This window comes from Nocardia sp. Tas62D01 (assembly GCF_055232035.1).
The window spans coordinates 844,912-863,718 of record NZ_JBUYUZ010000001.1; the positions used below are offsets into that span (position 1 = coordinate 844,912).

The 18,807-nt window shown below is 65.5% G+C and carries 21 protein-coding genes and 1 pseudogene; 12 read left to right on the top strand and 10 right to left on the bottom strand.

Annotated elements, in window-relative coordinates:
* Positions 1-136: 136 nt before the first annotated feature.
* Positions 137-577 (bottom strand): twin-arginine translocation signal domain-containing protein, encoded by a 441-nt coding sequence (locus tag ACV7NQ_RS04160; protein ID WP_463358397.1) that lies wholly within the window; start codon positions 575-577, stop codon positions 137-139.
* 128 nt (positions 578-705) lie between these two features.
* On the opposite strand from ACV7NQ_RS04160, the gene ACV7NQ_RS04165 reads away from it, so the two are divergent.
* Both ACV7NQ_RS04165 and ACV7NQ_RS04170 read left to right on the top strand, forming a co-directional pair.
* Entirely contained in the window at positions 706-1,989 is a 1,284-nt protein-coding gene (locus ACV7NQ_RS04165) for a cytochrome P450 (protein ID WP_463365532.1), read from the top strand.
* A 26-nt stretch (positions 1,990-2,015) separates the two neighbouring features.
* Positions 2,016-2,492 (top strand): transposase, encoded by a 477-nt coding sequence (locus ACV7NQ_RS04170; RefSeq protein WP_463358398.1) that lies wholly within the window; start codon positions 2,016-2,018, stop codon positions 2,490-2,492.
* Positions 2,493-2,588: 96 nt separating this feature from the next.
* On the opposite strand, the gene sigI is transcribed toward ACV7NQ_RS04170, so the two are convergent.
* Positions 2,589-3,452 carry an RNA polymerase sigma factor SigI gene (gene sigI / locus ACV7NQ_RS04175; protein WP_463358399.1) on the bottom strand — a complete coding sequence of 288 codons (864 nt, stop codon included), beginning with the start codon at positions 3,450-3,452 and terminating at the stop codon, positions 2,589-2,591.
* Between the two features lie 146 nt (positions 3,453-3,598).
* On the opposite strand from sigI, the gene ACV7NQ_RS04180 reads away from it, so the two are divergent.
* Both ACV7NQ_RS04180 and ACV7NQ_RS04185 read left to right on the top strand, forming a co-directional pair.
* Entirely contained in the window at positions 3,599-3,925 is a 327-nt protein-coding gene (locus tag ACV7NQ_RS04180; protein WP_463358400.1) for a hypothetical protein, read from the top strand.
* A 29-nt stretch (positions 3,926-3,954) separates the two neighbouring features.
* Positions 3,955-4,461: a hypothetical protein gene (locus ACV7NQ_RS04185; protein WP_463358401.1), complete on the top strand. Its 507-nt coding sequence runs from the start codon at positions 3,955-3,957 to the stop codon at positions 4,459-4,461.
* A 102-nt stretch (positions 4,462-4,563) separates the two neighbouring features.
* Here ACV7NQ_RS04185 and ACV7NQ_RS04190 read toward each other — a convergent pair.
* A pseudogene (locus tag ACV7NQ_RS04190) lies at positions 4,564-4,674 on the bottom strand (DUF6444 domain-containing protein); the annotation flags it as partial.
* 135 nt (positions 4,675-4,809) lie between these two features.
* On the opposite strand from ACV7NQ_RS04190, the gene ACV7NQ_RS04195 reads away from it, so the two are divergent.
* Entirely contained in the window at positions 4,810-5,439 is a 630-nt protein-coding gene (locus ACV7NQ_RS04195) for an ATP-binding cassette domain-containing protein (protein ID WP_463358402.1), read from the top strand.
* Positions 5,436-6,299: a hypothetical protein gene (locus ACV7NQ_RS04200; protein ID WP_463358403.1), complete on the top strand. Its 864-nt coding sequence runs from the start codon at positions 5,436-5,438 to the stop codon at positions 6,297-6,299. The genes ACV7NQ_RS04195 and ACV7NQ_RS04200 overlap by 4 nt, the downstream gene beginning before the upstream one ends.
* Before the next feature lie 69 nt (positions 6,300-6,368).
* Here the strand turns inward: ACV7NQ_RS04200 and ACV7NQ_RS04205 are convergent, their stop codons facing one another.
* Positions 6,369-8,378 (bottom strand): polyprenyl synthetase family protein, encoded by a 2,010-nt coding sequence (locus tag ACV7NQ_RS04205; RefSeq protein ID WP_463358404.1) that lies wholly within the window; start codon positions 8,376-8,378, stop codon positions 6,369-6,371.
* A gap of 746 nt (positions 8,379-9,124) precedes the next feature.
* Here ACV7NQ_RS04205 and ACV7NQ_RS04210 point away from each other — a divergent pair.
* Together ACV7NQ_RS04210 and ACV7NQ_RS04215 are read left to right on the top strand one after the other, a co-directional pair.
* A complete protein-coding gene (locus ACV7NQ_RS04210; protein ID WP_463358405.1) occupies positions 9,125-10,240 on the top strand; it encodes a hypothetical protein in 1,116 nt (371 codons plus the stop codon).
* Positions 10,241-10,487: 247 nt separating this feature from the next.
* On the top strand, positions 10,488-10,604 hold the full coding sequence (locus tag ACV7NQ_RS04215; protein WP_463358406.1) for an acetolactate decarboxylase: 117 nt from the start codon (positions 10,488-10,490) through the stop codon (positions 10,602-10,604).
* A 344-nt stretch (positions 10,605-10,948) separates the two neighbouring features.
* On the opposite strand, the gene ACV7NQ_RS04220 is transcribed toward ACV7NQ_RS04215, so the two are convergent.
* Positions 10,949-11,629 (bottom strand): winged helix-turn-helix transcriptional regulator, encoded by a 681-nt coding sequence (locus ACV7NQ_RS04220; protein ID WP_463358407.1) that lies wholly within the window; start codon positions 11,627-11,629, stop codon positions 10,949-10,951.
* 186 nt (positions 11,630-11,815) lie between these two features.
* Here ACV7NQ_RS04220 and ACV7NQ_RS04225 point away from each other — a divergent pair, with 186 nt between their 5' ends.
* Both ACV7NQ_RS04225 and ACV7NQ_RS04230 read left to right on the top strand, forming a co-directional pair.
* Positions 11,816-12,163: a nuclear transport factor 2 family protein gene (locus ACV7NQ_RS04225; RefSeq protein ID WP_463358408.1), complete on the top strand. Its 348-nt coding sequence runs from the start codon at positions 11,816-11,818 to the stop codon at positions 12,161-12,163.
* Between the two features lie 5 nt (positions 12,164-12,168).
* On the top strand, positions 12,169-12,537 hold the full coding sequence (locus ACV7NQ_RS04230) for a hypothetical protein (RefSeq protein ID WP_463358409.1): 369 nt from the start codon (positions 12,169-12,171) through the stop codon (positions 12,535-12,537).
* 227 nt (positions 12,538-12,764) lie between these two features.
* On the opposite strand, the gene ACV7NQ_RS04235 is transcribed toward ACV7NQ_RS04230, so the two are convergent.
* Genes ACV7NQ_RS04235 through ACV7NQ_RS04250 form a run of 4 tightly spaced genes read right to left on the bottom strand, consistent with a single transcriptional unit; the run spans position 12,765 to position 15,675 of the window.
* Positions 12,765-12,965 carry a DUF397 domain-containing protein gene (locus ACV7NQ_RS04235; protein WP_463358410.1) on the bottom strand — a complete coding sequence of 67 codons (201 nt, stop codon included), beginning with the start codon at positions 12,963-12,965 and terminating at the stop codon, positions 12,765-12,767.
* A gap of 46 nt (positions 12,966-13,011) precedes the next feature.
* Positions 13,012-14,025, bottom strand: a complete 1,014-nt coding sequence (locus ACV7NQ_RS04240) for a hypothetical protein (protein ID WP_463358411.1) — start codon at positions 14,023-14,025, stop codon at positions 13,012-13,014.
* Positions 14,012-15,355, bottom strand: a complete 1,344-nt coding sequence (locus ACV7NQ_RS04245; RefSeq protein WP_463358412.1) for a hypothetical protein — start codon at positions 15,353-15,355, stop codon at positions 14,012-14,014. Before ACV7NQ_RS04245 ends, ACV7NQ_RS04240 begins: the two co-directional genes overlap by 14 nt.
* On the bottom strand, positions 15,352-15,675 hold the full coding sequence (locus ACV7NQ_RS04250; RefSeq protein WP_463358413.1) for a hypothetical protein: 324 nt from the start codon (positions 15,673-15,675) through the stop codon (positions 15,352-15,354). Before ACV7NQ_RS04250 ends, ACV7NQ_RS04245 begins: the two co-directional genes overlap by 4 nt.
* 825 nt (positions 15,676-16,500) lie before the next feature.
* Between ACV7NQ_RS04250 and ACV7NQ_RS04255 the strand changes: the two genes are divergently transcribed.
* On the top strand, positions 16,501-17,019 hold the full coding sequence (locus ACV7NQ_RS04255) for a L,D-transpeptidase (protein WP_463358414.1): 519 nt from the start codon (positions 16,501-16,503) through the stop codon (positions 17,017-17,019).
* A 186-nt stretch (positions 17,020-17,205) separates the two neighbouring features.
* On the opposite strand, the gene ACV7NQ_RS04260 is transcribed toward ACV7NQ_RS04255, so the two are convergent.
* Positions 17,206-17,493, bottom strand: coding sequence for a hypothetical protein (locus ACV7NQ_RS04260; protein ID WP_463358415.1), 288 nt, complete (start codon positions 17,491-17,493; stop codon positions 17,206-17,208).
* A gap of 688 nt (positions 17,494-18,181) precedes the next feature.
* On the opposite strand from ACV7NQ_RS04260, the gene ACV7NQ_RS04265 reads away from it, so the two are divergent.
* Positions 18,182-18,715 carry a phenolic acid decarboxylase gene (locus tag ACV7NQ_RS04265; RefSeq protein WP_463358416.1) on the top strand — a complete coding sequence of 178 codons (534 nt, stop codon included), beginning with the start codon at positions 18,182-18,184 and terminating at the stop codon, positions 18,713-18,715.
* Positions 18,716-18,807 lie beyond the last annotated feature (92 nt).

Here is an 18,807-nt window from a genome sequence, read left to right on the forward strand (position 1 = left end):
CTTTCGATTTCTGGTCGAAGGTTCTCTGCGTCCGCTTGGTCCAATAAGCCGCCGTGATAGCCAAGTTCATCGGCTGGGTAAACGACGAGTGCCGCTGTCGCGGCCGCCGCGACGGCGTACTGCCGGACCCCACCGATCATTGACCGCCCTCCCGGTTCCGAAGAACTTTGGCCTGTTCATTCGGCTGCGACCACACGGGCTCGTGGCCGCGTCGATTCAGCGTGGCCACGTCCATACTCGAATGCTTCAGAGCTCCGCCGGATCCTACGAATCCGGGTTTCCCGGCGAATCCGCCTTCGAGGCTGCGCTCGAGCACCGCAACGTGGGTCCCGGACTGCGACAGGCGCAGCGCGGTGATCGACGCCCCGAACCCCGATCCGATAACGATCGCAGGCACATGATCGGCCGGATCCGGCAGTGGCGCGAAGATCTCCGGCACCAGCCTGCGGTACATCGACGTTTTCGGGCTCGGGCTGTAGTCGTCGGCCCATGCCGCAGACGTGGCAGGGCTTCCACCCGCAAGACCCAGCATCGTCGCGGCTAAGCCGGCGCCCTTAACGAAACCACGCCTGTCCATGGTGCCCCTCACCTGATCTGAACGTCGCTCCATCACCTCCAGCGGCCACTAGGCCCAGATCACCAGCATCCGGCCCTCTTCCATAGCGACTGTCTACCATAGGGAAGAGGTCGGGAGTGAGGGTGACAATGTTGACTCGCGCGTGGATCCGGTGGCTGCTCACTCATGGCCAGCTACGGTCTTATCTCCAATGGTCGTCGCGTCGGGGCGATCCTCTCGGGCAGCTCGCCGTCGGTCCGGATCGCTTGCTCGGCTCGTCGCCCTACATCGAGGAGATCCGGCGGCGGGGCCGGATGCCCCGGATGTCGGGGGTGCACGTGACCGCAGACCACGAATTGTGCCGACTCATCCTGCGAGACCGTCGCTTCGGCGTGGTCACACCCAACCATCCAGCCATGCCGAAGCCGATCCGCTGGGCGCTGGCCAAGACGGATCTGGGACTTCCCAACCTCGGGGAACCGCCCTCGATGCTGGTGACCGATCCGCCGGATCACACCAGATACCGACGCCTGGTCGGGCAGGCATTCAGCCCGAAGGCGATCGCCACACTGGAGCAGCGAATCGTCGAAGTGACCGACGACCTACTCGAACGCCTGAAATCGAAGCCGCGACCGGATCTGATCGACGACTTCTGCGCGCAGCTGCCCGTCGCGATCATCGCCGAGATCCTCGGGCTGCCGACCGACATGCATTCGACCCTGCTGAAGTGGGGAGACACCGGTGCGCCGCTGCTGGACCGAGGCCTGACTTGGACCACATACCGCCACGCCATCGAAGACCTGGCCGAGGTCAAGCGGTACTTCGACCAGCACCTCGACGGGCTCACCGCCGAACCGAACGACGACGTGCTCAGCATGCTGGTGACCGGTGGCGAGCTCACCCGCCGCGAACAGATGGCCAACGCAGCCCTGCTGCTGGACGCCGGATTCTTGACGACGGTGAACATGCTCGGCAACGGAATCGCCCTACTGACAAGCCATCGCGACCAGCTGGAACTGCTGACCGCGCAGCCGGAGCTGTGGCCGGGCGCCGTCGAGGAAATCCTGCGCTACGACGGTCCAGTACGGATGACAGGCCGGATCGCGAGCTGTCACGTCGACATCGCCGATGAGCAGGTCAAATCCGGTTCCCTGGTGCTGCTGTCGTTGGCAGGCGCCAACTACGACCCCGCCGTCTTCCCCGATCCCCAACAATTCGATGTGACCAGGGCCAACGCCGCTGATCATCTCTCGTTCAGCAGCGGGATACACGCCTGCCTGGGAGCCAGACTCGCCCAAATGGAAGGCACCATCGCGCTACGAGCCCTCTTCGAACGGTACCCGGACCTACACCTGGACGGCCCGCCGATCCCACATCCCCTGCAAAACCTGCACGCCTACCGCTCCATGCCCGCCAAACTATCTGCCGACTAGCTACCGAGTTCTCGGATGCGATCTCAGTGTTGCTTACCTGCCCGTGTTCGTCGTGCCCGGCTCACGGCGAGTCGCCCGCCGCGCCGTCGGCGTGCCCGTTCTACCCGTCATCGTCGCTGACCGACACCGAGTGGGTGCTGCTCGAGCCGCTGCTGCCGCCTCCCGGCAACCACGGCAGGCGGGGTGGCCGCCCGCAGAAGTGGCCCCGGCGGCTGGTGTGCGCCACAATCTTCTACCTGGTCCGCGGCGGGATCGCCTGGGCCCAGCTACCGCACGACTTCCCATCGGCGGAAACCGTCTACGACATCTACCAGCGGTGGACGAAAGCCGGTGTGTGGCAACGCATCCACGACACTCTGCGAGACCGTGCCCGGCTGCGTGCCGGACGTCACCCGCAGCCCACGGCCGCTGCCACGGCCGGTTACAACGCGGGCAAGAAGATAAAGGCCGCAAACGCCACATCGCCACCGACACCGGTGGGCTACTGCTGGCGGTCGTGGTGACCGCGGCCTGCATCCAGGACCGCGACGCCGCCCACTAATTGCTGGCCGTGTTGCGTGCCCGGATAGATCGGCCGATGCGCGATCCGATGTGTCGGTTCATCGACGAGTCGTGGTGGGGTTGATTGTTACTTCGAGCTTGCGTACGAGGTTGTCTTCGATGGTGAGTACGAGCAGCGCAAAGAAGCGGTGGTCGATGAAGGCAAGCACGGCCGGGTGGTCGAGGACCGGGTGGGAAACGAGGACTGCTCGGTTGGCGTAGTAGGTCAGTAGATTCTGGCTGACCTCGGTTCGGCCGTGGGTGATCTGGGGACCGATTGGGCCGCTGAGGAATGCGGCGACACCCCACACTTCGGGGTGCAGGACCGTGACCAATGTGGTGATGTCGCCGCTCGTGCAGGCATCGATGAATTTCGCTGTGACCGTGTGGTATTCGGGCACGGGTACAGCGGCGTCGGGTCGGGTGCCCGCGAGTTTGTGTCGCGCTCGACGCGCCAGTTGACGGCAGGTGCCGATCGGTTGTCCGAGCGTCTCGGCGATGGTGTCGAACGGCATCGCGAAGACATCGTGCAGGATGAATGCGACTCGCTCGGCCGGACGCAACTGCTGCAGCACCACCAGCAGTGCCAGCTGCACGTCCTCGTCGAGGGTGATCCGATCGGCCGGATCGGCTCCGTACGGCAAGTCGAGTGCCTCCATACGCATCGGGTGGCCGGGCCATTCGTGACGCATGCGCGCGGACCGCAGCAGATCCAGGCATATCCTGCTGGTGACGACGGTCAGCCCGCCGCGCACATCCTCGAGCAGGCCGATATCGGTGTGGCCGAGCCGCGTGAAGGCTTCCTGCACAACGTCTTCCGCGTCGCCGATATTGCCCAGCATCCGGAACGCCATATCGACCAAGTAAGCCCGATTGGCTTGCCATGCCCGGCCGAATGCAGTGTCACGGTCCTGCGGTGTCATTTCCATACCTCGAGGACGAGATGACCTCGCCATAAGTTACGCGCGGGCGCTCTGCGGCTGCTGTAACTTTCCCGATCGCCGTCTCGTCCTATTGGTCGCACGTACGGATTCCCGTCCGAGGATCCGATTCGGGATCAGGAGAGGCAATGACACTCATGAACACACACCGTCCACGCACCTTTGCTCGGCTACTGGCCGGTGCGGCAGCAGCGATCGGTGCGGTATTCGTCCTGTCCCCCGGGGCAGCCATCGCGGACCACCAGGATGTCGATCAGTATCTCGGTACCTGGAACTACGACCAGCCCGATTTCACCAGCGGAACCAACATAGCGGTGATGCAACTGCCGGGCTCGGAGTACAAGATCCCCCAGATCGGCACCTCGTTTTCGAACGCGAGCCCGGCGGCGTCGTCGGTCATACCGATCAGGGCTGCACCTGGCATTTCGCGCTGGGACCCGACGGTCTCGACCTGACCTCCAAGGACCAATACTGCTTCAACAAGGTGATCGGCTCCGGCTATGACGTCGACACCTGGCACGTCACCGTCCGCGGCCACCGGGAACAGGAAATCGTCCATGCGACAAGCAATTTCAACGGCGGCCAGTACCCGTTCGTGCTCGACAAGGCAAGCCGCACCAAAGCCGGGATCGAGAAGCCCCGGGAAACACTCGAACATTTCACCGGGACGTGGACATTCGACTCGGCCGATCCGGCAACTGGGATCAACCTCCTGAACCCTCAGCGAGTCCCGAAAACAGGATCGGTGAGCTTCACCGCCGGCGGCCGAGGCGAGGTGCAGGCTCGAACGGACGACGGATGTGTGTGGACGTTGACGACCGATGGCAACACCGCGGAACTCGCCCCGGCCCCACAGCAGTGCGGCTCTTCGACAGTCAATTTCTGGTCGGTCGCCAGCGACGGCCATCATGAATTCGCCATCGTCAATGATATTGACGCACAAGGAAGCGCCTACCTACTGAGCATCGGATCGCTCACCAAAACGTCTTGAGGCCAACCACCCACGCGTCTGGCGGCTCAACCGGTTCAACGCCGGGCGCGCCTAGTTACTCCAGCAGTAGATCGTTACCGGCGGTAACCTTCGGGTTGGTGTCAGGGTCGAGCCCGGGTGGCCGGGCTGCCCGCCCGGCTTACGGCCGGACTTGCGGCGCAACGACTTCGGACCGGGTTTGACGAACGGCGAGTCCGACGACGGTGGTTTCGAGCCACGGTCGAGGCGCTTGCCGCACTGCCGAAGGCATGCGTGCAGCGAATTGGCCATCCCGGCACGGGTTTTCGTCGTTGATTGGTAGCATGCGAACGGCTGCCGGGCCACTACGTCGGCGGCAGGCAAGGGGCGATGATGGAAGTGAAGGACGTCCACCACTCCTACGGCAGGCGGTCGGTGCTGCGTGGCATCGACATCGTCCTGCCTGCGGGGGCGCTGGTGGGCATCGTCGGTGAGAACGGCGTGGGCAAGTCGACGCTGTTGAAGGTCCTCTCCGGAGGGCTGCGACCAGACCGGGGGATGGTCCGGCACAGTGGGCGGTTCGGTTACTGCCCGCAGCAGGTGATCCTGAACGACGCGTTCACGGTTCGCCAGCACCTGGACTTCTTCGCCGCGGCCTATGCGGTCCCGGACCTGCGGCGGGCCGAGGCGACCATGGAGATCCTGCGTTTCACCGACTATGCCGGTGAGCGGGTCGCGACGCTGAGCGGCGGCACGCGGCAGAAGCTCAACCTGACGCTGGCAGTGATGCATGATCCGCAGGTTCTGCTGCTCGACGAGCCGTACCAGGGCTTCGACTGGGAGACGTATCTGCGTTTCTGGGATCTGGTCGCAGAGTTCCGTGACACCGGCCGGTCGGTGCTGATCGTCTCACATCTGGCCCACGACACCGACAAGCTGGATCAGGTGTGGCGGTTGCACGATGGTGTCCTACAAGGCAGAGACGGCGTCCTGCAAGGCAGACAGGAGATGGCCGGATGAGCGACGACATGGTCGCTCGGCGAGCCTCGCTCCGTGGTGTGCGGCTGTTCGTGATCGCCACGCGCTATGGCCTCATCGAGCATGCTCGTAACCGGTTCGCCATGCTATTGGCGGCTGTCTTCGTCCCCATATTGATCACTCTGGTGCGCGTGGCCGTCACCGACATCCAGCTACCGTTCCGGCTTCGAGACACCGGTCTGGTTCTGCACGCCAACGGCAATGAGCTCGCCCAGATCAGCGTCGCCCTGATGGCGGTCTCACTGATCGTCGGTTTCATGATGTTCGCGGCGACTTTCAACAGCGGAGCATTCGACCGGCGACTGTCGATGGCCGGGTATCCCCGGGTTGCGCTGGGTCTGGCGAAGATTGCCTGCCTGGTGGTGAGTTCGGTGGCGGTTAGCGCGTACGCCACCGCGATCATCTGCTGCTACTGGTCGCCTCGGCAGCCTGTCCTGCTCGCTGCGGCGCTTTTCTGCGCCGCGATGACCTACGGGGCGCTAGGTGTCGCCCTCGGCGCGCTGCTGCGCCGCGACGTGGAGGGCATGTTCGCCCTCGCGATGATCAGCGCCATCGACATGGCCGTGCAGAACCCCATCGCCAGCGCTGGGGCGGACAGCGATTTCGTGCGCTGGCTGCCCTCCTACGGGGCAATGCAGGCTTCGACCGCGGCCGGTTTCTCCGACACCACACTATTCGCGGGTTTCGCCGTGCAACTGGCCTGGTTCACCGCGAGCGCCCTCCTCGGGCTGGTGGCTTTCCATCTGCGCACCCGCTCGTCTCTTCGACCCACGATGTGGATCCGCATCCCCGGACCTCGCATCCCCGGACCGACGAGGTCCGCACAGCCAGCGAAGCACTGACCGGGGCGTCCCGCGCGACCACCACGGTGGATCGCGCGGGACACACCCTGCTTCGCCGGCTGCGGGGGCTTACGGCGCGGTAGGAGTCAGGTCGTCGGCCGGGAGGTAGACCTCACGGCGCAAGCGTTCCAAATCCGGCGCTGCAGAGGCGGAGGGTTGCTCGTACCGACCGCTCTCACGCCCCCAGAGCCCCACGTTCGCCATGTTCACGTATATCTCCGCGTAGTCCTTCCCCCGGCCCGACAGGCCGGGAAGCACGCGGAAGAGCGCGGGGACGTAGCGGATCAGCGCCTCGAGCTGGGCGCGCTGCTCGGCCACTTGGCGCTGCACCTGCTCGACGGCTTCACCGCGGGTGCAGCCGGTCTCGTGACGGATTGCCCGCACCAGGTTGTAGGGGACGTGGTCGGCCTCGTCCTGATCCAACCCCACCAGGTCGTTCTCCACGAAGGTCACCCAGAAGCCGAGTTCCTCGAGACGGCGGGTCACGGGGTGGTTGCGCAGCTTCGGGGGCAGTTCCCGGTCCTGGTATACCTCCACAGTGGCGAGGGCGGTTTCGATCCCACTGACCGACTTCCGCAGCGGCAGGTAGTCGGCCGTGGACGGGATGTAGCCATTGATGCGATGGTGCGCTTCGCGTTCGGCCGCTTCGAACCACTCCTCGATGCCGTCGAGGAACCGCTCCTGCCAGCGGGGGGTGCGGCCCTCGCGCAGGCGCGGCCACAAACTCGCCCACGCCGTCGGGATCGCGCCGGGCCGCCACGGTTTCTCCGGGTCCTGGCGCAGCATTGCCACCATGCCACGCCTCAGCGCGGTCACGGCTTCCGGGTCCTTCAGCTGCGGATCCTCGAAGAGGTCGTCCCACATAAGGACCAGCACGGCCATGGCGTAGGCGGTCTGTTCACGGGCCGCGTCCGCTGCTGGGACCAAGGTTTGTACCGGGCTCCAGAGCGCTCCTATCCACCGGTGGTAGTCGGCCTCGGCAGGGGTGACGGCAAGGCCGGTGTCCACCATCCAACTCCTCAACCATTGCGCGACCCCCGGCGGGAGCCCATCACTGTGAGCCCCGGGGGCCTGCGTCGACTGCCGGGGGACCGCGGGACCAGGAGTTCGCCGGTCGAGTATGGAATGGGCGTAGGCGGTCATTGCGTGGCGGGCGTTCGGGTCAACGGGCAGGGCGGCGAGCTGGCCGGCGGCCTGGTCGATGAATTCATCGGCCCTCGCTTGTGCTTCGTCCACGGCGCCGGAGGCGATGACGAGCTCGCGGGCGCGGGCGGCTTGGTCCCGCGTCATTCGTTGGCTCAGCAGGCGGGCAAGGCCTTGGTCGCGGGCAGCAGCGCGGATCACGGGAAGTGTGTAGATGCCCTCGGGCAGGTCCGCGTTGACGGGCTTGCCCATTTCTTCGGCGGTCGAGGTCAGATCGAGGATGTCGTCATAGAGCTGGTAGGCCACCCCGAAGTGTCGGCCGAACAGCGCCAACGCCTCTTCCTCGTCCTCGGAGCGGCCGGCCTGCATCGCGCCTACCCGGCATGCCAGCGACAGCAGCGCCGCCGTTTTGCCGTCGACCGTGTCCAGGTAGGACTGCTCGCTACGAGAGGCCACATACTGGTCGGCGGCCTCGATCACCATGCCCGCGCACATCTGCTCACCCGCGATCGTCGCCGCGAGAACTTCACGCCCGCCGAGCTCGGCCAGCATGCGCATGCCCGAGAACGTCACCGAGTCCCCACCCAGCACCGCCATATGTGAACCCCACACCACGTTGGCACTGGGACGGCCTCGACGCTCGTAGGCATGATCGACGACGTCGTCGTGGTAGAGCGAGCCCAGATGCAGCAACTCGACAGCGGCGGCGGCGCGCACCACCCGGTCGTCGGCCGGGGTCGCGGGATCGGTGAGCAGGTAGTACGACAGCAACGTCAAGGTGGGACGCACCAGGCGACGAGAGGTGTCCGGTCCTTCGTCTGTGAGTGCGGTCAGTTCGGGCCTGCCCCGCAACTGCACGGGGCCGAGAACCTCACGGACGCGGTCCAGGTCCGCATCCAGATGCGGGAAGACAGCCGAATCGATTTCACGTGGCACGCGGGCACTCCTGACTGGTTACATCGATCATCTACAACACCGTTGTTCAGTGAAATTTGACACCACCCTGGCGCGGAAGACGTTGGTATCGCCCAATTTTGATGTCTCCGTAACTTGGGTGATGTCGGTTGGTGAGTGCCGTTGGGGGCGAGTACCTCCCCGATCGACGTTGCCGGGGACAAGCCGATCAGCCATAGCGGCTTTGTCTCACTTACACTTTCGGCTCTGTTCACATTCGGTGGCGGCCAGGCGCGCGCCGGTGACGGCACGATGCGTCGGTGCATGAGGTGAACACGGCTGCTCGTCCAGGATCTTCACCGCTTCCATGGCCTCCACCGTGAACGGCCCGGCTCGGCCTCTCCCTCAATATCTAACGAGGCGGCACGCTTCGCTCCCGCTACGGACCGCTCAGTCGCTTCCCCCACTGGGGCTTTCGGCACTGGGCTTCGACCCGACCCGTTTCCAGACCGGACCGCCAGCCTGCTACCGGGCCTCCTGACAGCTACCCGGATCGGGATCACACCGGCAGGCGACGACGAGCTTCCGACCAAGCCATGACCGCGTCACCATCACCTCCTGATCTCTGGGCGCACCCGTTGCAGTATTAACCGCGGCCCTGTTCCCAATGCCGGGGCTTCGCGCCTCGAGCGTGATAGCGCTACGGTGACCGAACAGCCGCCGGTTCGGGACATTGGTCGCGAACCGTCGGTTGCTTGCTCTTGCGTGGATGATCGTTGGGATCGGCTATGACCAGATACATGCATTTTGTCGGCAGTCTGCCGCCCGAGCTGATGACCAGCGATGGCGACATGATGGAGTGGTTCGTCGAGCGGAATAAGGGGCACCCGTTGACGGGAGTTCCGTGTGATATCGACGCGACCTGGATCGTCCAGTATCTACGGGACAGGGAGAAGCATCTCGACGCGTTCGAGATGGTCAGGAAGGGCGGCTTCGCCGACTACACCGACATGCCTGTCTACGCGGTCAGGCGCGGGCACAAGCTCGAGCCTCGCGACGTGTCGATGGATCGCATCGGCCGAATCCGCGAGGCAGTCACGACGTTCCGCAAATTACAGGATCGGCACCCCGAACTGGCAGGCACGAAAGTACAGATCAGCCAGCCCAACCCGCTGGATATGGCGCTGTATGTGTTTGCAGGCGCTGCGGTTGCCGACGGCCTTCCCCTCGGGCTGGCCCTGCGCAATGTCGATGTCGTGGCCGCCTCATTGCGCCACCTGCCCGTGTTCGTCCAGGCCGTGGTCGACGAGATCTCCGCTCTGGTCGCCGAACACGGCGACATCCTCAAGTGGCAGGTGGAGACTCCGATCGCACAGCTGGGGATGGTCAAGGCGGCACAGCTGAGGGCGGAGGCCCCCGTTGGGCGGCTGCTGGCTCGCCAGCTGGCAGGTTTCCTGGCGCGGGTGCACGGCCTCGGCGCAGAGACCGTGCTTCATCTCTGCTACGGAAACTACCGGAGGAAGCAGTTGCTCTCCCCACGCAACATCGCCCCGACTGTGCAGCTGCTCAATCCGACTGCACGACTGCTGCGCAAGAGTGGCGTGCCGCTGCCGCCGGTGCACATACCCTGCGCGTACGGCGCCAGCCCGGCACCACTGGACCCAGCCTTCTATCAGCCGCTGCATCAACTGGATTCGGATTGGCAGGTCATTGCCGGGGTCGTGTCGGGGACCAGTGCCGACAACAGCATCCAGAGCTTGAAACTGTTTGAGGAAGCGGCCGAGCGAACCGTGTACGGAGTGGCAACGACCTGCGGATTGGGACGATGCACTGTCGACGACGCCGAACAGGCCGCTGCGGCGACGGCGACAACCGCAGCCGTAGGCGCCGAATCATGCCGATGATCGACACCTCGGTTCTCGGGTAGCGGCCGCCGCGTAGCTACGGCGTGCCTGCCGCGCGCAGCCGGTTCAGGGTATCGGGGGTAGGCGTGCCGTCGCGTGGGTAATCAGCTGGCCTCATCAGTTGGGGCGGTCAGTGAGTCGAGCATGGTCCACTCGTCGGCCGCCAGGTCGACTGTCGCTACCGACCGACGAACAGGAACCCGAGCATGGCCGCGACCTGGCGCACACAGGTTTCCTCGGAATCTCAGTGGCCGACTACCACCTGCACTTCCTTGACGACAACCGCAGCCATGGCGGTCACGCTCTGGACTTCCAGATGATTCGCGGCAAAGCGCGCATATGCATCCTCTCCGGCTGCACCTGAGCCTGCCACGCACGCCCGACTTCCTCGCCGCCGAATTAGCCACAGCCGACGCGGCCGAACAGATCCGCCAAACGGAGGGTGGCCACTAGCAGATCGCCACGGTTGGTTGGAGTTGTACCTGCCCCACCTCCACCGACAAAAAAACACCGCTGCGCAATGACACGGCACCGCCACCAACGGCCGTTATCAGCACCGGCTGCGTTGTCGAACTGTGGCTCGACCCAGCACAGCCCCCTCGGTCAGTCGCCGCCTCCTCCACGCGTGTCACCCCGCGACGGCTGCCGCCTCGTCGGGCCCGCACCGCGCGAGTCACAGCATCGTACGGATTATGCTGGGCGCCAATATTATACGCGGCGGGCGGGCTCGCCTCGGCGTCGCCGGGCGCGGTCAGTGAGGGCGGTGAATCGGCGTAGCGCGTCGTCGCTGCCAGCCACCTGGACCTGTGTGTCGGGGTCGAGTTCGTCGGGCCGTTGGCGGCCGGCCAGCAGTGCGATGGTGGTGTCGGGGGCCGTGGTCAGGACGACGTCGGCGGCCAGCCGGATTTGGGCGACGGTGGCGGTGACTCCGGTCGCGTCGGCGGTGACGAGGGCGGGGGTGCCGCCGGTGTCGATGAGTATCGTGACGGGTTCGAGGCCGGTGAGGTCGATGCCGGTGTAGACGGCGACGGTGCCGAGTGCCGCCCACTGGGATTGGAAAGCGTCGTCGCCCTGCCCGGTGGCCATCAGCGGGGCGCCCCAGCGGCCGATCGCGACCAGGATCGGCCACAGCTGTGCGCCCCAGTCGGTGAGCGTGTATAGGGTGGTCGCGACCGGCGGCGGCGCCTGCTCGGCGGTGACGACCCCGGCGTCGGCGAGTTCTCGCAGCCGGGCGGCGAGCAGATCGGTGCCGATCCCGGGCAATCCCGTCTTCAGGTCGGTGTAACGGCACGGGCGCAGCGCGAGTTCGCGCACGATCAGCAGGGTCCACCGGTCCCCGATCAGATCGAGTGACCGGGCCAACGAACAGTACTGCCGGTAACTCCTCATGAACCACAATCTACCACTTGTCAATACAGTCGTGTTACTTGTATTTTCTGTCTATCATATTGTGAATCACGTCGCTGTAAGGTCCCATTACCACGCCGCGCCCACCGGCCGTGACAGCATCACACCTTCCGATGTGACGAATGAAAGCCGTTGCACCACAACACAAGTAGGAAAGAGATAGCAATCATGACGACAGCACCGACTAGCCCCGCCGAGGTCGCCGCCACATTCACCACCGCCTGGGCCCGCCACGACCTCGACACCGCAGCCACCTACCTCGCCGAGGACGTCACGTTCATCGGCCCCGCCGGTCGCACCGAGGGCCGCGTAGCCTACCTGCAAGGTCTGTCCCGGTTCGCCGGCCAGGTCACCGACGGCCCCACCATCCACGCCGTCTTCGGCGATGCCGACCGGGCGCTGATCATGTACGACGTCACCACCGCAGCCGGCGTCGTCACCGGCGCCGAACTCCTCGACGTCCGCGACGGCAAGATCACCGCCGACCGGCTCACCTTCAGCGCCGCCGCCAGGTGACCACCATGGCCCTCTCCGTCGGCACCAACGCCCACATCTACGTCCACCCCGACCAGCGCACTGCACTGGCCGAATGCTTCCGAACTGTGCTCGGCTGCGACAGCCGCGAACTCGAACTGCCCGGCCTCGCCCAGCCCGTGATGGCGTTCCGCTTCCCCGGCGGCGGATCGGTCAGCGTCGAATTCACCGACGACGCCCTGCACCCCGACCAACTCCACCGAGGCGCCTGGCTCGAACTCCGCACCGACGAACCCACCCCTCTCATCGCACGCATCCGGCAAGCGGGACTGCCGGAAATCACCCACCCCGGCCACCCGTTCTACTTCAGCATCCCCGGCGGGCAGGTCTTCACTGTCGCCGAAATCACGACATGAATCGGGCACTGTCCGGCCGGGTCCAGCACATGGCGAAGCCCGACTCGCTCATCGAGAACCCGTTCCAAACCGGGTCCCCACAGAGGATTGCGCGGAACTCCGACACCATCCCACGACCAGGCGACGCCACGTAGCGCGGCTACTCCGGCAACACGTACCCGCAGAACACACCGAAGCCCGGCACAGTCGGCTCAAACCGACCGCGCCGGGCTCCTGGACGGACAGCCCTATGGGCGCGCGAACTCGCCATCGGCCACCCCAGAGGCGAAGGCATCCCACTCGCCAGGAGTGAAGACCAGCGCCGGGCAGGTCGGGTTCTTCGAATCGCGGACCCCCACGTAATCGCCATCCAGGAATGCGACTTCCACGCACTCCGAATTTCCGGCGCTGTGGGTGCTCTCGCCCGCACGAACCTCGTCGCTGCTCATCGGCCCACCATCCCCCCGACGTCGGCGCGGTCAACCGGCCGCTGGTTCAGCCGGCGGCGATGGCGGTGACCAAGGTTCGCATGGCGGTGGTCCGGGTGGTGATGATCTGGGTGAATGTTTGCAGTTGCTGTCCGGGCGACTGCTGGGTGAGCCGGACTTCCCAGTGCGATTGGCCGTCGCCGACACCGGTGGCGGTGCGGGTGATCAGCACGCAGTAGAGGGTGCCGACGGGCACCTGGTCGATGCCGCGCTGAATCTGGTCAGCGGGTGGGACGGTCGCATCGTCGGCGACCACGGCGCGGGCCGCGAAGCCGGAACGCTGCACATAGTAAGCGCGTTCGAAGGCGAGGATCGCGGACGGTCCGTCCGTCGTGCCGCCGGGGTCGGTACCTGACACGACATCCGAGGTGCGCCGCTGTTCGCAGCCCGGGGTCGCGACGGCCGACGACTGGTCGCCGGGCGCGGGGGTCGTCGAGGTCGGCGCGACCGGAGCCGGCGCCGGAGCCGTCGCGGCGACCGGGGGCGCGTTGCGTTTACCGGAACTGTTGAGGGCGAACGTGATCACCGAGGCGATCGCGATCACGATGCCGAGCACGATCAGCACTGCCACCAGTCGGTTGCCGCGCGATTGGTCCTGACGTCGCGGCGCGTGCCGCAGCCTGGGGCCGGGACTGCCTCCGGATCGGTCGACGAGCATGGGCGCCCGGAGGTCGAAATCACCGTACGGATCGGATTCGGTTTCCTCGTCGTGAGCCGGATACCCGCTCTGGTCGACCTCCGGATCCGGCAACTCCGCGGCGGGGCGCGGTGCGTCGAGCCATTGCATCCAGTCACCGGACCGATCCGACGGCGTCATCGGCTCGCCCGAATACGGCTGTGGCTCAGCGGCATACGGCTGTGACTCAGGAGCAGCGGCCTCCGGAGACCGCTGCTGGCCCGACGCGCGGGCCGACAGCCGCCGCTTCGGTGTCGGCTTGGCCGGCATGCGGAGCATGGGCAGGCCGGTGTCGAACGGGTTGCCCTGGTCCTGGTTCGGGTGGTCGGGATCAGAGCGTGTCATCGCCGAAGTCGCCGATAACGGCGGCCGGGACGTTCTCCGTCGAGGTCGGGACCGTCACGCCGAGCTGGCCTTCACGAGGTTTGTGCTCCTGATCGCCCGAGGCAGGCGGCGGCAACGCCATGCCGCCGGTGACGCCCGGCTGGCCGGTCGGCTCCGGCGCGGCTGGTTTCGGCGCCGGAGAGTCCGAGTTGGCCGGTGGCGCTGCCGGAGTTGGTATCACCGGAGCCGGTTTGGCATCGGGTTTGCCCGCGGTGGCGGCTCCGTTCTGTGCGGGTGGGATCACCACGCCCGGCCCGGTCCCCGGCGCCGGAGTCGTTGGCTTTCCCGTTCCGCCGCCGAAGTCGAACATGCCCCCTGGCGTGCTCGGGTTAGTGCCGCCGCCGGTCGAATTACCGCCGCCTGTGGTGGAACCCGGGTGGATGAGCTCGGGGATCGCCTTGTCGAGCGCCTTGTCCGTGGACGCGGCAACGGTGTCCATGGCGTGGGTGCCGACCTCGGCGATCTTGTCGATGAGGTGGGCGCCGATGTCGACGCCGGCGTTGATGGCGGCGGTGCCCAGGTTAACCCCCGCGGAGATCAGCTGCTGCTGCAACTGGAGCTGGGCCGCCTGCGCCGGATCCATCGGCTGCGCGGGCACACCCGCGGTGGCGACGCCGGGCGGGTACTGGCCGGGAATGCCTGTCCATGACTGGTTGTACGCGGTGACGCCCGCCGGTGTGGTGACCGTGAGCGGTCCCATCGTGTCCAGCGTCCGGGTGTGGCCGTCCATTTCCGTCTGCGCGGCCGTGACCGTGGTGACGGCATCCCGCAGCGCCTGCGTCGCCCGCGCGATCACGGCGTCGGTGTCCGGGGCCGAGCTCGCGGTGCCCATGATCTGCTTGGCGTCGCGGCGGAAGTCCTCGATGATCTGGTCGACTCGTTGTGCGGCACGCGAACTGGTGGCGTGTGCGTCACCCAGCACCGACAGATACGCCGGTCCGCGATCGGAGATGTCGCCGATCTGGGTTTGGGTGGTGCGCACCGCGGGCACCGCGGCATCGGCGCCGGTGGAGGTCCACGACGACTCCAGCGCGTGCAGGCCATCCCGGTGCGGGCCCTCGGCGTCGGCCACCTGCGTAGATGCGGCGGACAACGCGTTGGTGATGGCCTTGTCCGGGGTGGCGACCCCGGTGCCGAGCGAAGACCGCAGCGCCAACATCGGCTGAATCAGCGCAGTCACGATCGGCGGATCGACGTTCGGGTCGATGGTCGTGGGTGCGACGTTGTCGGTGGTGGCCGGAGTGGTCGCCGCTCGCCTGCGTAGGCCCGTCAGCGTCCGCAAGGACCTCATGTCAGTGCCTCCCCTGCTCGGGTGATGGCACCCGCGGCATCGGTGTCGACGCCGCGGGCCGCTTCGCTGTATTCGCGTAGCACCTGCCCGTAGGCGGCGACCAACTGACCCGCGGTCGAGAGTGCCTGCGTGTGCTCCGCGACCGCAGCGGTGAACCGCGCCGCGAACCCGGCGCCGATCAGTCCGAGATCGGTGGTGAGCTGGTCAGGATTCATCGCACCGGCCGCGACCGCTGACGCCGAGGCAAGCTGCTGCGACACCGTGTCTGCGATCGTGGTGTAGGCGGCCATCGCCGCTGGATCGAGCTTCAGCGCGTCCACTGTTCCCCCTCACGGAAACCAATCTTTCGCTGTCGCGTCACAATTCGACACTCCGAGCCTACTTCGCGGCCGGACAAAGCGCGCCCGATCCGCGACACGAGGTGTGTTCAGGTGCGGTTTTGCGCGAACGCGAGCGTCTGACCTGCGTTCTATAGAACTGGCGCAGCTTAACCGACAAGAGAGTTCGGACCCAACCACGCGGATCCGCGCCACCGGACGGCGTTCGGCGAACGACGGTGCCATCAGCGGTTATTCATCCGGTGATGACACCGGACTGATGAACCGGACGACGCACCAGGACTCCAGGTACGGCTACCGATGGATACTCGAGGAGGTGCGCCAACCACATGGCTCGATATCGCCGTTGCGGAGACCGCCGCGGCGAGCCGCGCGGCACTACGCCTCATGAGCGAGTGACGCATCGCGGAGTGCTCGCCCAGATCGGCGGCGGCCGTGCGCGGGCGGTCGCGTCATGCAGCGGCTGTGGTTCACTGCGACGGCCGAAGGCGTTGCGATGCACCCCCCGACGGCCCTGCCCCTAACTCTTCGCCCGCTGCGAGCATGGCGCGGGCCATGGTCTCGGCGTGCTCGCTGCACCAGGTACTGGAATTCGCCCGAATTGAACTTTTCTGTCGCCATTCTCCGATGTCGCAACTCGGCAATTCGTGGAATGCTAATGAAAACACCCGCACCGAGCCGTAGCACGGTCCACAATGATCACAAAGCACCTCCAAGTTTTCCCAATGCTTGTGTCGACAAGATTGTCTCCTCACCCGGCGGGCGAGACGCAGGGTGGCGGGCACGGGTAGAGAGGTCAGGGAGTCAATGAGCACCAAGCGTTTATCCAGCTGGACCGCCCGATTAGGAGTCTTCGCCGGTATCGCTGCGGCCGGACTGATCATGACAGCGCCCGCGCAGGCCGAACCACTATGGCCGGGCGGACCGGACATTCCGGGTATGCCCGCACTGATTCCACCGATTCCACCGGCTCCGGTCGTAGCGCCGTGTTCCACCGAGGCACGAGCCTGCCTGCGGCTTTCGACAAACGAAGGCTGGCTGATGGATAACGGCAAAGTGACCTATGGCCCGACTCCGATTTCACACGGGCGGCCGGGTTACGAGACACCGCCCGGCGTCTTCCACGTGGCGTTCAAGCGTGCAGACTTCTGGAGCACGATGCATAACGCCCCGATGAAATGGGCCGTGTTCTTCAACGGCGACATTGCCACCCATATCGGACCGATCGAAGAACAGTCACACGGCTGCATTCGGATGACTCCCGAAGGCGCCGAGACGTTCTACAACTATCTGTCACCCGGCGACGTATTCGAAGTAGTGCCCTGACGTCGATGCCGTCCTCGGAGTAATTCACCCTAATGGTGTTGCTGCGACCATTGATCGAGATCAACCAAAGCCTTGGAACGCGGCAGGAATTCGAGGCGTCGATCGCGAATATCCTGCGGCGCGGCGACATTCAGCGAGAACACCACGCCGTCCACGTGGACGGCGCGGTCGGCGGCCCTGGTCCGGTCAGCGGACGGTGACCGTGGTGGGCAGCGCGGCAAAGCCTCGGGCGTTGGACGAGTGGACTCGGCGCATGTGCTCGGTGTCGATGTCGTAGTCGGCGATCGCCGCGACGATCTCCTCGAGCGCGACACGCAGTTCCAGCTGGGCCAGGTTCGCGCCGAGGTAACGGTGGCGGCCGCTGCCGAAGACAAGCGCCGTGGAGGTGCCCGCGCAGCCGGGTGTGCTTGGGAGATCCATGGCGACGCACGAGAAGAACCGTTCGGCCTGGGGTCCCCAGAACGCCGGCTCCATCCGCAGACCGTTGGCGCTGAAGAACCGTCCGAGTCCCGCAGTGCGGCGAGGAAATGTCCGCGTGCCGCGAGAGCGCCCATAAATCGTCGGTGTGGTTCCGGAAGACCGGAGCCTCGTCCCGCAGACTGACATAGTGCGGGTACGGATCGCTGTGGACATCGAAATCGTATGGGCTGTAAAGCAATTGCATGATGAAGCCTTCCGGGGCGGTGCGACATCACCATCGCTACCGGTGCGCAACTCGAGCTGACATGATGACGGTAGAAATAGAAACGCCAACCTCGTGTTAGTTCTCGGGCATCTTCAGCCTGGTGCTGTGTCAGATCGTTCTCGGCCTGATCGCATGGCGGCTGGGTCGGAACGCGCTTCGGGAGATCGCTGGATCCAGCGGCGCCATCGGCGGCAGCCACAACGTCGAAGCGGGCTATGTCTGCGGGATCATCGGCACGTTCGTCGGAATCGTAGGCACTGCCGTGGTCGGCTACCTCTTCCTACTCATCAAATTCAGGAGCGAAGACCTCCACACGAATCCCAACAAATAGCGCCAGGTCGTCAGTGACACGCCAGCTGGGAGCAGCAAACCGACCGCACTGCTGCTTCAAGTCGATAGGCTTGCGTTGGATACACATTGGCGCTGACGACGACACCCGCAGGTCCCGAAGAAAAGGTCGATCGACAGGAGTTACCGATGAGTGCAGAGCGTGCTGTCACCACAACGAGCTCAGCCCTTGCAGGCGATCTGTCCGGCATCGTCGGCAAGCACCTGATCTGCGCCTACGAAAACGGCTGGAAATACGACCTCTACGTGCGCAATTCGCAAACGGTCGAGTTCCGGTGCCTGATGGGGCCCCTGTTCGGGCAGTGGACCACCGATCAAACGGCGAAAATAGTCCAGCTGAGTGGCGATCTCTACAAAATTGCGTGGGTAGAGCCGACGGGCACCACCACGGTCGCTATCGTGTGGCTCGGCGAGCGACGCGTGCACACCACGATCAGCTATCCGCAATGGTTGCTCGACTACCCGATCAGCGCTGTCGGCCGTTATGAGGACAACATCGACGAAATACTCACCGATCGCGACAACGGCCCGGTGTACCCGCTGACCCTCATCGCATCCACGGGGCGGATCACCTACCTGGAGTCCAGGAGTCCCGACGATGACACCGTCATCGACCGTCCGCCGAGCAAACTCCCGCTGAGGTACGCCGAACGCACCAACTGAGTCCACCGAGCAGCCATCTTCGTGGTCGCCGCAAGTGATGCGGGCTCGACGGACCATCCAGGTCCATGTCGCCATTGCAGACCTGCGGCCGA